Source organism: Kitasatospora sp. NPDC097643 (genome assembly GCF_040302625.1).
In the GTDB taxonomy this organism is placed as follows: domain Bacteria; phylum Actinomycetota; class Actinomycetes; order Streptomycetales; family Streptomycetaceae; genus Kitasatospora.
The window spans coordinates 55149-69968 of record NZ_JBEOSA010000009.1 but is presented as its reverse complement, the minus strand read 5'-3'; the positions used below and the strand labels follow the sequence as shown (position 1 = coordinate 69968).

Here is a 14820-nt window from a genome sequence, read left to right as displayed (position 1 = left end):
GATCCCCCGGCCTCCGCGGCGAACTCCGGTGTCAGCGCCGGGAGTTGCCGAACAGCAGCCGGTAGGCGATCAGCAGCACCAGCGCACCGCCGATCGCCGACACCCAGGTGGCCAGGTCGAAGAAGTGCGTCGTCACCGACTTGTGCAGGAAGTGCGAGGCGATCCAGCCGCCGACGAAGGAGCCGGCGATGCCGATCAGGGTCGTCACGATCAGGCCGCCCGGGTCCCTCCCCGGCAGCAGCAGCTTGGCCAGGGCTCCCGCGATCAGGCCCAGCACGATCCACGCGATGATGCTCATTCGTCCTCCCGTCAACGGCGTGACGGCCCCGTTCCGCCCGCTCTGCCCCGAAGGACGCCACCGTCCGGCCCACGGTTCCGGCGTGCGACTCCAGCGCGCGATTCCGGCTGACGGTTCCGGCGCATCCGGCGGCGCCACGGGCAGGCCCTCCGCCCCCACGGCCCCACCCATCGGGCGGCGCGGCGCCCTCCTCACGGGCCGCCCGCACCGCGATACTGCGGCCATGCGCATCCTGATCGCCACCGCCGGCTCCCGGGGCGATGTGGCCCCCTTCACCGGCCTCGGCGTACGCCTGCGGGCCGCCGGCCACCAGGTGGCGGTCGCCACCCACACCACCTTCGCCGACCCGGTCCGGGCGGCCGGGCTCGAGTTCCGCCCGCTCCCCGTCGACCCGCGCGCCGAACTCGCCTCCGCCGAGGGCCGCCGCCTCCTCCAGGCCGGGACCGGGCCGCAGGCGATCCTGCAACTGCTGCGCCTGGGCAGGAAGTTCATGCCGGCACTCGGCGACGGCATCGCCGATGCCACCGCCCTCGGCACCGACCTGCTGCTGACCACCAGCACCACCAGCGCACTCGGCCAGGTCGCCGCCGAGGCCGCCGGCGTCCCCAGCATCGGGCTGTACCTGCAACCCCTCTCCCCCACCCGCGAGTTCGCCCCGGCCGTCACCGGCACCCGGTCACTCGGCGGACCGGGCAACCTGCTCGCGGGGCACGCCGTCCAGGCCGCGACCGACCAGCTGTTCGCCCCGGCCGTACGCGGGCTGCGCCGGCGCCTCGGCCTGCCGCCACTGCGGATCGCCCGGGCGCGGCGGGCCCACCCCGTCCTGCACGGGTTCTCGCCATGCGTCGTCCCCCGACCGGCGGACTGGCACCCCGGGCTGGACGTGGCCGGTTACTGGTGGCCGGTTTCCGAGCCGCTCTGGCGACCCCCGGACCGGCTGCTCGACTTCCTCGCCGCCGGGCCGCCGCCGGTCTTCGTCGGGTTCGGCAGCCTGGTCGTCCCGGAGCCCGAACGGCTCACGGCCACCGTGCTGGCCGCCGTACGCGCCGCGCGGGTACGCGTGGTGATCCAGTCGGGCTGGAGCGGCCTCGCGGCCGAGGACGCGGAGGACGTCCTGACGATCGGCGAGGCCCCGCACGAGTGGCTGTTCCCGCGCACCGCCGCCGTGATCCACCACGCGGGCGCCGGCACGACCGCCGCCGCCCTGCGCTCGGGCGTACCGACCGTGCCGGTGCCCGCCCAGCTCGACGCCCCGTTCTGGTCCGCGCGGGTCGCCCGGCTCGGCACCTCCCCCGGGCCGGTGCCCCTGCGGACCCTCACCGCCGCCCGCCTCGCCGCCGCCATCCGCCAGACGCTCGACGACCCCGGGTACCGCGACCGCGCCCGGGCGGTGGCCGCCGCCCTGGCCGCCGAGGACGGCACCGCGAAGGTCCTGGCGGCCATCGACCGGGCGATGGCCGCCAGCTGACGAAGAACGGCTGACGGCTGACGGATGACAGACGACTGGCGACTGGCGACGGCGAACAGATAACAGCTGACAGATTTCAAAATCTGTCAGCTGCTCGCCGTCGTCCGCCCGAGCACCAGGTACAGCACGAACGCGGCCCCGAACCCGACCGCCCAGCCGTAGTCGGCCAGCGGCTTGAGCACGGGCAGCAGCCCGTCCGCCGGGAACGGCCCGCCGTACGAGCCGCCCACCGCCAGGACGCCCCCGACCCCCAGCGCCGTCACGGCCCGCCAGTTCCATCCGCCCGCGTACCAGTAGGCCCCGCCGGGCCGGTACAGCTCGGCGAGCTGGAGCCGGGTCCCGCGCAGCACCCAGTAGTCGGCGATCAGGACCCCGGCGACCGTGCCGAGCAGTCCGCCGACCACGCCCAGCCAGACGAAGATGTACACGTGCGGGTCCTCGATCAGCTTCCACGGGAAGATCGCGATCCCGACCACCCCCGTGATCAGCGCCCCGGTGCGGAAGTTGATGAACCGGGGCAGCAGGTTGGCGAGGTCGTAGGCGGGCGAGACCACGTTGGCGGCGATGTTCACGGACAGCGTCGCGACCAGGACGGTCAGCAGCGCGAACAGGATGCCGACCGGGTTCTCCATCTTCGCCGCGAGCTTGATCGGGTCCCACACCGGCTCGCCGTAGACGGCCTGGGAGCCCGAGGTGACCAGCACCGACAGCAGCGCGAAGAGCGTCATCGTGGTCGGCAGCCCGAGTGCCTGCCCGCGGATCTGGGCCCGCTGGCTTCCGCCGAAGCGGGTGAAGTCGGGGATGTTCAACGCCAGCGTGGACCAGAACCCGATCATGCCCATCAGCGCCGGGAAGAAGACCTTCCAGAAGCTGCCGCCCCAGCCGAGCTTGGACGGCTGGTCGAGCAGCGGCCCGAGCCCGCCCGCCTTGACGGTGATCCACACCAGCAGGGCGAGCGCGCCGACGATGACGAACGGTGCCGCCCAGTTCTCGAAGCGCCGCAGGGTCTCCATCCCCCGCGCGATGATCGCCATCTCGATCAGCCAGAACAGCAGGAACGCGAGCCACTGCGTCCACGGGTAGCCGCCGAACTCCTCGGCCTTGAGCCAGGATTCACCGAACAGCTTGCCGGCGAGCAGGAAGATGCCCTCGCCGCCGATCCAGGTCTGGATGCCGAACCAGGCGCAGGCCACCGCCGCCCGGACGAGGGCGGGCAGGTTGGCCCCGCGCAGTCCGAACGAGGCCCGGGCGAACACCGGGAACGGGATGCCGTACTTCGTCCCGGCGTGGCCGGTGAGCAGCATCGGCACCAGCACGATCAGGTTGGCGAGGGCGATGGTCAGGACGGCCTGCTTCCAGTCCATGCCGAGCGCGACCAGGCCCGAGGCGAGCGTCCAGGACGGGATGTTGTGGGCCATGCCGACCCAGAGCGCGAGGAAGTTGTAGGTGGTCCAGGTGCGCCGTGCCACCGGGACCGGCCGCAGGTCGTCGTTGGTGAAGCCGTTGGATGGCAACTCCCCCGAGGCCGGGTCGAGTTCGACCCGGCCGTCGGGGTGCTGCCACTGTCTTGCGCCGCTGGTCGCGGTGTCGGCCATGGGCACGCTCCCGTCCGTCACAACTGGACTTCACAACCGGATTCACACGTGGGGTCGAGCCCCGGAAGCACGCCCCGGAAGCACGCCCCGGATCACGCCCCGCGATCACGCCCGAGTCACAACTGCGGGATGACGTCGGTCCCGTAGGCGTCGATGGTGGTCTCGACGGCGTCGTGCATGGCGTAGACGGCGAACTGGTCGACGCCGAGGGAGCGGAGCTGTTCGAGGCGGGCGCGCTGGGTCTCGACCGGTCCGATGAGACAGAAGCGGTCGACGATCTCGTCCGGCACGAAGGCGGTGTCCGGGTTCCCGGCCCGGCCGTGGTGGCTGTAGTCGTAGCCCTGGCGGCCCTTGATGTAGTCGGTGAGGGCCTCCGGGACGAGGTCGGAGTGTTCGCCGTAGTGCGTGACCAGGTCTGCGACGTGGTTGCCGACCATGCCGCCGAACCAGCGGCACTGCTCGCGGGCATGGGCGAGCGCGGCGGGCGAGTCGTCGGCGGTGACGTAGGCGGGGGCGGCGACGCAGATGGTGAGCGTGTCCGGGTCCCGGCCGGCCTCGGTGGCAGCGTTGCGCACCGCCTTGATCATGTACTCGGTGAGGTACGGGTCGGCCAACTGGAGGATGAACCCGTCGGCCTGACGACCAGTCAGGGCGAGTGCCTTCGGCCCGTAGGCCCCCATCCAGACCGGGAGTTCGGCGCCGGGGCGGACCCACGGCAGGTGCATCTCGGTGCCGTCCACCTCGATGGTGCGTCCTTCGGCCAACTCCTTGATGGCGTGCATGGCCTGGGAGAGCCGGGCGAGGGTGGCGGGGTGGCGGCCGGCGACGCGCATGGCGGAGTCGCCGCGGCCGATGCCGCAGACGGTGCGGTTGCCGTACATGTCGTTGAGGGTGGCGAACAGGGAGGCGGTGACCTCCCAGGTGCGGGTGGAGGGATTGGTGACCATCGGGCCGACGGTCAGACGCTCGGTCTCGGCGAGGATCCTGCTGTAGATGACGAACGGTTCCTGCCACAGGACGCAGGAGTCGAAGGTCCAGCCGTGGCTGAACCCGGCCTGTTCGGCGCGGATCATCCGGTCGATGAGCAGGCGCGCGGGCGGGTCGGTCTGGAGGACGAGGCCGATGTCCATGGGTGGCTCCGGGAGAGGTCGGGCCGCCGCCCGGCGACCGGTTGGCGGGTCCGGGCGGCGGCACATGGAAGCGGGAGAGAAACTGGAGAGAGCCGGGAGAAAAGCAGGAGAGAAGCGGGAGAGCAGCCGGAGAGTCGACCGGAGGGGCAGCCCCTCAAGCGGTTCTCAGGTCAGGTACTGGCAGGTGTCGCGCCGCAGGAAGGCGCCGTGGCCGGCCCGGCCGAGCCAGTTGCCGTCGTCGAGCACGACGGTGCCGCGTGACAGCACCGTCCGCACCCGGCCGGTGAGTTGGCGCCCTTCGTAGGCCGAGTAGTCCACGTTCATGTGGTGGGTGGCGGCGGAGACGGTCTGCACGGCGTTCGGGTCGTAGACGACGAGGTCGGCGTCGCAGCCCGGCGCGATGGTGCCCTTGCGCGGGTGCAGGCCGAACATCCGGGCGGGGGTGGTGCAGGCGATCTCGATCCAGCGCCGGCGGGTGATGTGCCCGTCGACGACGGCCTGGTGGAGCAGGTCCATCCGGTTCTCCACGCCGGGAAGGCCGTTGGGGATCTTCGAGAAGTCGCCGCGGCCGAGTTCCTTCTGCCCGACGAAGCAGAACGGGCAGTGGTCGGTGGAGACCACCTGGAGGTCGTTGGCGCGCAGTCCGCGCCAGAGCGCCTCCTGGTGCTCGCGCGGCCGAAGTGGCGTGCTGCACACGTACTTGGCGCCCTCGAAGCCGTCGGCGCCGGGCTCAGCGAGGTTGTCGGTGGAGAGGAACAGGTACTGCGGGCAGGTCTCGCCGAAGACGTTCAGCCCGGCCTCGCGGGCCTGGGCGATCTCGGCGAGGGCGGAGGCGGCGGAGACGTGGACGACGTAGAGCGGGCTGCCGGCGACCTGGGCGAGCTTGACGGCCCGGTGGGTGGCCTCGGCCTCCAGCAGTTCGCGGCGGACCTCGCCGTGGTAGCGGGGGGCGGTGTGTCCGGCGGCGAGGGCCTGTTCGACGAGGACGTCGATGGCGATGCCGTTCTCGGCGTGCATCATGATCAGCCCGCCGTTGCCGGCGCCGCGCTGCATGGCGCGCAGGATGCGGCCGTCGTCGCTGTAGAAAACGCCGGGGTAGGCCATGAAGAGCTTGAAGGAGGTGGACTCGCCGGAGTCGACGAGGGCGTCCATCTCCTTGAGGACGCCGTCGTTGACGTCGGAGACGATGGTGTGGAAGGCGTAGTCGATGGCGCAGTTGCCGTCGGCCTTGGCGTGCCAGGCGTCGAGGCCCTCGCGCAGGGCGCCGCCGACGGGCTGGACGGCGAAGTCGACGATGGTGGTGGTGCCGCCCCAGGCGGCGGCGCGGGTGCCGGTCTCGAAGGTGTCGGCGGCCGCGGTACCGCCGAAGGGCAGTTCCATGTGGGTGTGCGCGTCGACGCCGCCCGGGATGACGTAGTGGCCGGTGGCGTCGATGACGGTGTCGGCGGTCCAGGCCTCGGCGGCGGCGCTGCCGGTGGTGGCGAGGGCGACGACGCGTTCGCCCTCGACGAGGACGTCGGCGTGGAGTTCGTCGGCGGCGGTGATGACGAGGCCGCCGCGGACGATCGTGCGCTGCTGCGGGTCGCGGGTGGTCATCGGGGTGCTCCTCACGCCTCGGCGAGCGGTCCGTAGGCTTCCGGGCGGCGGTCGCGGTAGAACGCCCACTGCTGGCGGACCTGTTCGATCAGATCGAGGTCGAGGTCGCGGACGACGAGTTCCTCCTCCTTGTCGGAGGCGACGTCGCCGACGAACTGGCCGCGCGGGTCCACGAAGTAGGAGGTGCCGTAGAAGTCGTTGTCGCCGTACTCCTCGGTGCCGACGCGGTTGATGGCGGCGACGAAGTACTCGTTGGCGACGGCGGCGGCGGGCTGTTCGAGCTGCCACAGGTAGGCGGACAGGCCGCGGCTGGTGGCGGAGGGGTTGTAGACGATCTGCGCACCGGCGAGGCCGAGGGCGCGCCAGCCCTCGGGGAAGTGCCGGTCGTAGCAGATGTAGACGCCGACCTTGCCGACGGCGGTGTCGAAGACGGGCCAGCCGAGGTTGCCGGGCTTGAAGTAGTACTTCTCCCAGAAGCCCTTCACCTGCGGGATGTGGTGCTTGCGGTACTTGCCGAGGTAGCTGCCATCCGCGTCGATGACGGCGGCGGTGTTGTAGTAGACGCCGGTCTGCTCCTCCTCGTAGACCGGGACCACGATGACGAGGCCGAGCTCGCGGGCGAGGTCCTGCATGCGGCGGACGGTGGGGCCGTCGGGCACGGCCTCGGCCCAGCGGTAGTGCTCGGGTTCCTGGACCTGACAGAAGTACGGGGCGTTGAAGACCTCCTGGAAGCCGATGATCTTCGCGCCCTGGGCGGCGGCCTCGCGGGCGTACCGCTCGTGGAGGGCGATCATGCTCTCCTGGTCGCCGGTCCAGCGGGTCTGGACGAGGGCGGCACGGACGATCTGCGACATGGGTACCTCCGCAACTCCGCGGTCCGGCCGTGGGGTCGGGCCTGCGGTCTGAGGGTTGACGGGGCGGCGGGTCTCGCCTGCGGGTCCACGGCGGACCCACAGGGGTCTACGTGCGTAGAAAGCGATCTGTAGACCGTAGGCCGGGCTTCGGTGGCCTGACAATACGTTGGCGGTAACGCGTCTGGGGCGATCTTGTTACGCGGACACGCGGTCGGTCCTGGGTGGGATGAAACGGTCATCTACCCCGCAGGTGCGCTCCTTACTCATTCGAGTGAATACGGCTGCTCCGGGTGCGACATTGGCCATGCCGGGGTAAAACGCGCCTGAACGCCGCTGCGGACCGTCACCCGACGGCGGCTCAGCGCAACAACGGGGACTGCGGGACAGCGGGACTGCGGTCCGGGATTCGGTACGAGGGGATGCGGGGGGAGGTGTGGCGGATGACGACGACGCCGCCGGAGCGCGGCCTCGGCCGGCTGCTCGGGTGGGCCCGGCGCGACGCCCGGGCAGGTGGGCCACCTACCGTGCCCGCCTGGGCCGGCCTGCTGCTCGCGCTCGGCGCGCTGCTGCCGCTCACGCTCGGCGGGCTGCTGTTCCGCCACTGGGCGCCCCCGGTGCGGGACGTCGCCCTCCAGCTGGCCGGCTCCCGGACGGCCGCCGGGGCCGTGGTCGGCGGCCGGGCCGAGGAGTACCTGGCCGCGCTGCGGGCCGACGGCTGGCTGATCGGCGGCTACGCACTCACCCTGACGGCCGCCGCCCTGCTCGGCGGGTACGTGTTCGGGCGGCCGCGCTGGCGGCTCACCGCGCTCGCGGCGGGCGGCGCCGCGCTGCTCGCCGCCGGGTGCGACATCGGCGAGGACGTCCTGCTCGCCACCGGTCTGGACGGCGGCGCGACCGGCTCCGACGCGCCCTTCGCCACGGCCACCGCGCTGGCCACCGTCAAGTGGCTGTTACTTCTGCCCGCCGGGGTGATCGGGGCCGGCGTGCTCCTGGTGGCCGGCACCCGGGCGGTGCGCGGGCTGCGCGCACCGGCTGCCAAAGCCACGGCCCCGGACTCGGCTGCGGACGCGGCCGACGACGACCCCGACCGTCCCGCGCTCATCCCGCCCTGGCCGGTGGCCGCCCCGCGCACCGGCCCTCCGCCGTCCGGCCCGTACCCACCCGACCACCCCACCGTCACCTCCGGCCCGCACCCGCCCGACCGCCACACCCGCTGGCGCGACGGCGCCCGGGTACCACCGGGCCGCGAGCCCGCCGAGCTCGGCTTCTGCGCCTCGGGCGGCGGCGTCCGCTCGGCCTGCGTCACGCTCGGCGCCCTCCAGGCACTGCGGCCGTGGCTGAAACGGGCCCGCTACCTGGTCTCCGTCTCCGGCGGCGGGTACACCGTCGGCGCGTTGCAGCTCGCGCTCACCGACTCCGAGCCCGGCACCCCCGTGCACGCCGTGTCGGGGCTGACCGCCGACACCGTGCTGGAGCCCGGCTCCCCGGAGGAGGACCACCTGCGCCGCCACGGCAAGTACGTCGCCGACGGCGCCGGTGAGTGGCTGGTCGCCCTCGGGACGCTGCTGCGCGGTCTGGTCTCGGCGTTCACCCTGCTGCTCGCCGCCGTCCTGGTGCTCGGCCTCGGGCTCAGCCGCTTCTACCACCACGTCCCGCTCACCGACCTGAACGCCCTGGCGGCGGCCGGTCTGCGCACCGCCGGCGCCGTACCGGGCCCACTGGAGTTCCGCGCGCCCGCGCTCGCCGCCCTGGCGCTGCTGCTGGCGACGGCCGCCGCGTGCTGGCTGCTCTGGCTGCTGGCCTTCCCGTCGCTCGGCTGGGGCGCCGCGCTCCCGCGCACACTGCGCCGGCTCTACTCCGCGGCACTGGCGCTGGCCGGGCTGCTGGCCGTCGGGGTGCTGGCGGTGCCGGGCCTGGCCTGGGGCGCGATACGGCTCCAGCAGGCGCTGTCGGCGGGCCCGCAGCTGACCGGCGCCGGGCTCAGCCTCACCGTGGTGCTCAGCTACCTGGCGCTGCTGCTCGGCATACTCTGGCGCGACCGCCGCACGATCCGCCGGGGCGCGGCCGCAGTGGGCGGGGCGCTGCGCGGCGTCGGCCGGCTCGGCGGCGGCCTGCTCGCCAACCTCCCGCAGTACGTCGTGGTGTGGGCCGCGCTGACGGCGCTGTCGGCGGGTGCGCTGCTCGCCCTCGGCTGGGCGGTCGCCACCGGGTACGCGTGGCCGACGGCCGTCCAGGTGCTGCTGCCGCTGGTGCTGGGCACGGTCGGGCTCAACCTCGACCAGACCTGGATGGGGCTGCACCCGTTCTACCGGCTACGGCTGGCCTCGGCGTTCGCGGTCCGCCGGGTGACGGAGGGAGGGCACGCGTTCGCCCGGCCGTACGACTTCTTCCGGGAACAGACCTGGCTCAGCCACTACGGCGCCCGGCACCCCGACTTCCCGCAGGTGATCTTCGCCGCGGCGGCCAACCTGTCCGGCAACTCCCGTACGCCGCCGGGCCGTCGGGCGGCCTCCTTCTCGCTCTCGTACGACTACGTGGGCGGTCCGGACGTCGGGTACGCGCGGACCGACCTGCTGGAGCGGCGCACCCGGCGGCACATCGCCCGGGACCTCACCGTGCAGTCGGCGATGGCCGTCTCCGGCGCCGCGTTCTCCTCGGCGATGGGCAGTCAGTCCCGGGTTTACCAGGGGCTGTTCGCGGTCACCAACGCACGGCTCGGCACCTGGCTGCCCAACCCGGCCGCGCTCGGCCCGGCCTGGTTCGGCGCCCCGGACTGGCGCCGCCCGGCGGAGCCGGCCGTCCGCCGCCTCCCGTACCAACTGCGGGAGCTGACCGGGCGGTTCCCGGCGGACGACCGCTTCCTGCTGACCACCGACGGCGGGCACTACGAGAACCTCGGGCTGGTGGAGCTGCTGCGGCACGGGGTGCGGACGGCGGTCTGCATCGACGCCAGCGGCGACTCCGGTTACGCCGTCAACCTCGCCGCGGCGATCACCCTGGCGCGCGAGGAGCTCGGCATCGTCATCACCCTGCACGAGCCGGAGCTGTTGATCCCGGGCAGCGGCGCGGACGGTTCGGACGGTTCGGACGGTTCGGACGGTTCCGGCGGCGGGCGCACCCCGTTGCGCGGGCTGGCGGCGCAGCTGTCCGGCCGGCTCTCGGCCCGGGCGGTGATCACCGGGTCCATCCGCTATCCGGAACCGTTCGGCACCGGGCCGTCCGGCGGTACCGAGGGTGGTGGTGAGGGTGGCGAGGGCGGTGGGGGCGGCTCGGTCGACGGGACGCTGATCGTCCTCCAGGCGGTCCTCACCGCCGGGCTGCCGTACGAGCTGCACTCGTACGCGGTGGCCAATCCGGCGTTCCCGAACGACACCACCAGCGACCAGTGGTTCGACCACCGCCAGTTCGACGCGTACCAGACCCTCGGCCGGTACCTGGGCGAGCAGGCCGCGCCGGTGATCGAGGCGGCCCTGGTCGCCGCGGGCGCCATGGGCGGCCCGGTGCCCGCGCAGCCGCCGGGCGACACCCCAGCGGACCGGCCGACGTCGGCCACCGCACGAGCCACGGCACCGGCCCCGCTGCCCGCCGTGCCGCCCGCCACACCACCCGCGCCGCGCCGGCCCGCCGAGGGGTAGCCCGCGTGCGGCAGGACGACCGGCCGGGGCCGGCCCAGGCTTGACTCGGCATGGTTCGGTCGGGAAGGATCCGGAACATGGACTCCGGCACCACTCTGGTCTGCCGCCTGCACGTCGATCTGCGACGCCAGGCGAGTTCCATCTGTGCCCGCTGACCTGGTCTCTTAGCGCCTGACCCGCCCTGTGACGCCTGCCAGGGCCGGTACCGCGCACCCGCATCCGCAGTTCTGACCCCGCCCCGCCCGGCGCACCCGGGTGTGCGTGTCGTGTCGTCCGTGCCGCTCCCGTCGGCCCGCGCCGCGCCCGCACCCGCACGCGCCGTCAGGTCCGGGCGCACCCACCGACGTTCCCGCCGCAACCGAGGACGCCTTTCATGAGCCTGCACCTCGTCCCCGACCACCCGACCACGAGCGCCACCAGTGCCACCAGTGCCGCAAGCACCACGAGCACCTCGACCGCACCTGAGAGCAGGGCCTCCGTCGCGCCGCTCACGCCGAGCGCCCTGCGCACGATCGTCCGCGACCTGGCCGAGCGCCCCGACCAGTGGATCCACCACGTCCGCCTCAGCACCAAGGAGCGCTGGTTCCGCCGGCTGGTGGCCGAGGACGACCACGAGGTGTGGCTGATCAGCTGGTTGCCCGGCCAGTCGACCGGTTTCCACGACCACGGCGGCTCGCGCGGCGCGTTCACCGTCGCCCTCGGCGAGTTGGAGGAGCTCTCGCTGGGCGGGCCGGACCAGCGCCTGCTGATCCGCCGGGTCCCGGCGGGTACGGCGCGCGCCTTCGGCCCCGAGTACGTGCACGACGTGCGCAACACCGCGTCCGGTCCGGCCGTCACCCTGCACGCCTACTCGCCGCCGCTGAGCTCGATGGCGCACTACGACCTGCGGGCCGGCGGGCTCGTTCGCACCTCGGTGGAAGGACCGGAGCAATGGTGACCACGATCGACGACCTGTTGGAGCGGGCGCGCGAGGGCGTGTACCGTCCGCGCGCCCGGGAGGCGTACCAGGCCCAGCTGGACGGCGCGTTGCTGGTGGACATCCGTCCGGCGGCGCAGCGGGCGGCGGAGGGTGAGATCCCCGGGGCGCTGATCATCGAGCGCAACGTGCTGGAGTGGCGGTTGGATCCGACGGGTGGTCACCGGATTCCGGAGGCCTCGGGTTATGACGTCGAGGTGATCGTGGTCTGCTCGGAGGGGTACGCCTCCAGCCTGGCCGCGGCCTCGCTGCGCGAGCTGGGTCTGCACCGGGCGACCGATCTGGACGGCGGTTTCGTCGGCTGGGCGGCCGACGGACTGCCGACCCGTCAGGCGGACTGAACCGGCCGAACTTCCTCCCCGGTAGGGCATCTGACCTGCCGGAACGTCCGGCGGTCGGGGGTGCTCGGCCGCCGGGCGACCGGCCCGGCGAGGAGGCGGGCGAGCCGGTGGCCGAGCCCGAACCCGTGGCCGTGACCGTGGCCGTGGCCGTGCCTGTGGCCGGGTCGGCGGGCACGCGGGCTCAGCCGGCCCGGCGGTAACCATGAGACAGGAGATGACGCAGGTCATAGTCTGATCTGAGTTTCCGCCGGTCCGAAGCTGGGCAGCCACGCGGGCGGAAGAACGCCCGGGCGGTTGGTCCGACCGAGGTCGTCGCGGCCCACGCGACGACCCTTTGTCGACAAACCGCCACCGACCCAACCCGTCGAACCACCGAACGACCGACCGACACAGGCGCCGCCTCCCCGGGGCGCCCTGACGAGGAAACACCCCGTGATCAGATTCGAGGGCGCCGGCAAGCGCCATCCCGACGGCACCATCGCCGTCGAGGGCCTGGACCTGGACGTCCCCACCGGTCGGATAACCGTCCTGGTCGGACCGTCCGGGTGCGGCAAGACCACCCTGCTGCGCATGGTCAACCGGATGGTCGAACCGACCTCGGGCCGGGTGCTGCTGGACGGCACGGACGTCGCCGCGCTGGAGCCCGCCGGGCTGCGCCGGGGCATCGGGTACGTGATCCAGCAGGCCGGGCTCTTCCCGCACCGCAAGGTGATCGACAACATCGCCACCGTCCCCTACCTGCTCGGCTGGGACCGGAAGAAGGCCCGCGCCCGGGCCGCCGAACTGCTCGAACTGGTCGGGCTCGCACCGGAGACCGGGCGGCGGTACCCGTTCCAGCTGTCCGGCGGCCAGCAGCAGCGGGTCGGCGTGGCGCGCGCCCTGGCCGCGGACCCGCCGGTGCTACTGATGGACGAACCGTTCAGCGCGGTCGACCCGGTGGTGCGGGCCGGGCTCCAGGACGAACTGCTGCGGCTCCAGTCCGAGCTGCACAAGACGGTGCTGTTCGTCACCCACGACATCGAGGAGGCCGTCCGGCTCGGCGACCAGGTGGTGGTGCTGCGCGAGCAGGGCCGGATCGCCCAGCTGGCCGACCCGCACACCCTCCTCACCGCCCCCGCCGACGACGGCGTGGCCGCCTTCCTCGGCCGCGACCGCGGCCTGCGCGGACTCGGCCTGCGCCCGGCGAGCGTCGTCGCCGCCCGCCCGGTGGCCGACGGACTCCGCTACGGCGGCTGGGAGTTGGCCCTGGACGACGAGCGCCGCCCGATCGGCTGGATCGACCGCGACGCCCCCGCCGCAGAACTGCACCCGGCGCCCGGCTACCGGCCGGACACCGACACCCTGCGCACCGCGCTGGACGCCGCCGTCCTCTCCCCCGCAGGGGTCGCCGTCGCGCTCGACGCCGACGGCCGGGCCACCGGCACCGCGAGCCGCGAGGCCGTCCTCGCCGCCCTGTCCACGCCGCCCTCCCCGGTGGCGCCGCCCGTACCGGGCGCGTCGGGGTACCCAGCCCTGTCAAAGAAGGACGCCGACGGCAGGCAGAAGGACGGAGCCACCGGTGGACGATGAACCGATCGTCCGCTGGTACTGGATCGGCGACCACCTCGGCTACCTCGGCGACCTGCTCGCCGACCACGCGGTGATCGCCCTCCTCCCCGTCCTGATCGGCCTGCTGCTGGCCGTCCCGCTGGGCCTGGCCTGCACCCGCTTCCCCCGGCTCTACCAGCCGCTCGCCGCCGTCTTCAACATCGTCTACGCGCTGCCCTCGCTGGCCGTGTTCGTGGTGCTGATCCCGTACACCGGCCTGGCCACCCAGGCGACCGTGATGATCCCGCTCACCTTCTACGCGCTCGCCGTCCTGCTGCCGACCACCGTGGACGGCCTGCGCGCCGTCCCGGACGCCGTCCGGCAGGCCGCCACCGCGATGGGGTACGGGCCGTGGCACCGGCTGACCTCCGTCGAGCTGCCCGCCGCCGTGCCCTACCTGATCGCCGGGCTGCGGGTGGCCGCGGTGTCCAGCATCTCGCTGGCGAGCGTGGGCGCGCTGGTCGGGCGCGGCGGTCTCGGCTACCTGTTCATCGACGGCTTCCAGCGGACCTTCCCGACCCCGATCGTGGCCGGCATCGCGCTGATCGCCGCGCTCGCGCTGGCCGTCGACCTGCTGCTGGTGGGCGCCCGGCGGGTGCTGGCGCCGTGGGCCGTCCGGGAGAAGGGGGCGGGTCGGTGAACTGGCTCTCCTGGCTGGGCGACTTCTTCTCCGCCCCGGACCGCCGCAGCGGCCCGGGCTCGATCGCGCACCGGATCGCCGAGCACCTGCTGCTCTCCGGCGAGGCCCTGCTGTACGCGGCGCTACTGGCCGTGCCGCTCGGGCTGCTGATCGGCTACACCGGGCGCGGCGTCACGGTCGTCACCTCCTTCGCGGGTGCCGCCCGCGCCCTGCCGACGCTCGGACTGGTGACGCTGGCGGTGCTGCTCGCCGGGGTCGGCGACACGGCCGTGCTGGTGCCGCTGGTCGCGCTCGCCGCGCCGCCGCTGCTGGTCGCGGCAGTCGAGGGGGTGCGCGGCACCGACCCGGACGTCCGGGACGCGGCCCGCGGCATCGGGCTGACCCACCCCCAGGTGCTGTGGCAGGTCTGCCTGCCGTCCGCGGCGCCGACCCTGCTCGCGGGCCTCCGCACCGCGACCGTCCAGGTGATCGCGACCGCCACGGTGGCCGCGTACGTCGGACTGGGCGGCCTCGGGCGCTACGTCATCGACGGGCTGGCCACCCGCAAGTACGCGGTCACCGTGGGCGGCGCGCTGCTGGTGGTGCTGCTCGCCGTCGGCGCCCAGCTGTTCTTCGCCCTGATCGCCCGGTTCCTGCTCCCGCCCGGGGTCCGCGCCCGGCGCCAGGGCCGCTGAATCCCGGTTTTCCCATCATCCCCGGA

At 73.4% G+C, this 14820-nt stretch carries 13 protein-coding genes; 8 read left to right on the top strand and 5 right to left on the bottom strand.

What is annotated here, in order from left to right:
* Window positions 1-31: 31 nt before the first annotated feature.
* On the bottom strand, window positions 32-298 hold the full coding sequence (locus ABTY15_RS08875) for a GlsB/YeaQ/YmgE family stress response membrane protein (RefSeq protein WP_350578421.1): 267 nt from the start codon (window positions 296-298) through the stop codon (window positions 32-34).
* A 223-nt stretch (window positions 299-521) separates the two neighbouring features.
* Here ABTY15_RS08875 and ABTY15_RS08870 point away from each other — a divergent pair, with 223 nt between their 5' ends.
* On the top strand, window positions 522-1766 hold the full coding sequence (locus tag ABTY15_RS08870; RefSeq protein ID WP_350578419.1) for a glycosyltransferase: 1245 nt from the start codon (window positions 522-524) through the stop codon (window positions 1764-1766).
* Between the two features lie 86 nt (window positions 1767-1852).
* Here the strand turns inward: ABTY15_RS08870 and ABTY15_RS08865 are convergent, their stop codons facing one another.
* The 4 genes from ABTY15_RS08865 to ABTY15_RS08850 all read right to left on the bottom strand — a co-directional run bounded on the left by ABTY15_RS08865 (window position 1853) and on the right by ABTY15_RS08850 (window position 6941).
* Window positions 1853-3361: an NCS1 family nucleobase:cation symporter-1 gene (locus ABTY15_RS08865; protein ID WP_350578416.1), complete on the bottom strand. Its 1509-nt coding sequence runs from the start codon at window positions 3359-3361 to the stop codon at window positions 1853-1855.
* A 116-nt stretch (window positions 3362-3477) separates the two neighbouring features.
* Window positions 3478-4491 (bottom strand): TIGR03842 family LLM class F420-dependent oxidoreductase, encoded by a 1014-nt coding sequence (locus ABTY15_RS08860; protein ID WP_350578413.1) that lies wholly within the window; start codon window positions 4489-4491, stop codon window positions 3478-3480.
* Window positions 4492-4656: 165 nt separating this feature from the next.
* Window positions 4657-6087 carry a dihydropyrimidinase gene (gene hydA, locus ABTY15_RS08855; RefSeq protein ID WP_350578410.1) on the bottom strand — a complete coding sequence of 477 codons (1431 nt, stop codon included), beginning with the start codon at window positions 6085-6087 and terminating at the stop codon, window positions 4657-4659.
* Window positions 6088-6098: 11 nt separating this feature from the next.
* Window positions 6099-6941 carry a nitrilase-related carbon-nitrogen hydrolase gene (locus tag ABTY15_RS08850; protein WP_350578407.1) on the bottom strand — a complete coding sequence of 281 codons (843 nt, stop codon included), beginning with the start codon at window positions 6939-6941 and terminating at the stop codon, window positions 6099-6101.
* Between the two features lie 440 nt (window positions 6942-7381).
* On the opposite strand from ABTY15_RS08850, the gene ABTY15_RS08845 reads away from it, so the two are divergent.
* From ABTY15_RS08845 to ABTY15_RS08815, 7 genes are all read left to right on the top strand, one after another.
* Window positions 7382-10576 carry a hypothetical protein gene (locus ABTY15_RS08845; RefSeq protein WP_350578404.1) on the top strand — a complete coding sequence of 1065 codons (3195 nt, stop codon included), beginning with the start codon at window positions 7382-7384 and terminating at the stop codon, window positions 10574-10576.
* Window positions 10577-10626: 50 nt separating this feature from the next.
* Window positions 10627-10731 (top strand): putative leader peptide, encoded by a 105-nt coding sequence (locus tag ABTY15_RS08840; protein ID WP_350578402.1) that lies wholly within the window; start codon window positions 10627-10629, stop codon window positions 10729-10731.
* A gap of 218 nt (window positions 10732-10949) precedes the next feature.
* Window positions 10950-11513: a cysteine dioxygenase gene (locus ABTY15_RS08835; RefSeq protein WP_350578399.1), complete on the top strand. Its 564-nt coding sequence runs from the start codon at window positions 10950-10952 to the stop codon at window positions 11511-11513.
* A complete protein-coding gene (locus ABTY15_RS08830; RefSeq protein ID WP_350578397.1) occupies window positions 11507-11893 on the top strand; it encodes a rhodanese-like domain-containing protein in 387 nt (128 codons plus the stop codon). The genes ABTY15_RS08835 and ABTY15_RS08830 overlap by 7 nt, the downstream gene beginning before the upstream one ends.
* A gap of 432 nt (window positions 11894-12325) precedes the next feature.
* Window positions 12326-13462, top strand: a complete 1137-nt coding sequence (locus ABTY15_RS08825) for an ABC transporter ATP-binding protein (protein ID WP_350578394.1) — start codon at window positions 12326-12328, stop codon at window positions 13460-13462.
* Window positions 13452-14120 carry an ABC transporter permease gene (locus tag ABTY15_RS08820; protein WP_350578392.1) on the top strand — a complete coding sequence of 223 codons (669 nt, stop codon included), beginning with the start codon at window positions 13452-13454 and terminating at the stop codon, window positions 14118-14120. Before ABTY15_RS08825 ends, ABTY15_RS08820 begins: the two co-directional genes overlap by 11 nt.
* Complete coding sequence (locus ABTY15_RS08815; protein WP_350578389.1) at window positions 14117-14794, top strand: ABC transporter permease; 678 nt, start codon at window positions 14117-14119, stop codon at window positions 14792-14794. The genes ABTY15_RS08820 and ABTY15_RS08815 overlap by 4 nt, the downstream gene beginning before the upstream one ends.
* Window positions 14795-14820: the final 26 nt, after the last annotated feature.

Excerpts from the sequence above, each read along its gene's own strand:
- ABTY15_RS08835 (WP_350578399.1), top strand. The coding sequence starts at position 10,950 with ATGAGCCTGCACCTCGTCCCCGACCACCCGACCACGAGCGCCACCAGT.
- ABTY15_RS08840 (WP_350578402.1), top strand. The coding sequence starts at position 10,627 with ATGGTTCGGTCGGGAAGGATCCGGAACATGGACTCCGGCACCACTCTG.
- ABTY15_RS08850 (WP_350578407.1), bottom strand. The coding sequence starts at position 6,941 with ATGTCGCAGATCGTCCGTGCCGCCCTCGTCCAGACCCGCTGGACCGGC.
- ABTY15_RS08830 (WP_350578397.1), top strand. The coding sequence starts at position 11,507 with ATGGTGACCACGATCGACGACCTGTTGGAGCGGGCGCGCGAGGGCGTG.
- ABTY15_RS08865 (WP_350578416.1), bottom strand. The coding sequence starts at position 3,361 with ATGGCCGACACCGCGACCAGCGGCGCAAGACAGTGGCAGCACCCCGAC.
- ABTY15_RS08870 (WP_350578419.1), top strand. The coding sequence starts at position 522 with ATGCGCATCCTGATCGCCACCGCCGGCTCCCGGGGCGATGTGGCCCCC.
- ABTY15_RS08875 (WP_350578421.1), bottom strand. The coding sequence starts at position 298 with ATGAGCATCATCGCGTGGATCGTGCTGGGCCTGATCGCGGGAGCCCTG.
- hydA (WP_350578410.1), bottom strand. The coding sequence starts at position 6,087 with ATGACCACCCGCGACCCGCAGCAGCGCACGATCGTCCGCGGCGGCCTC.
- ABTY15_RS08845 (WP_350578404.1), top strand. The coding sequence starts at position 7,382 with ATGACGACGACGCCGCCGGAGCGCGGCCTCGGCCGGCTGCTCGGGTGG.
- ABTY15_RS08860 (WP_350578413.1), bottom strand. The coding sequence starts at position 4,491 with ATGGACATCGGCCTCGTCCTCCAGACCGACCCGCCCGCGCGCCTGCTC.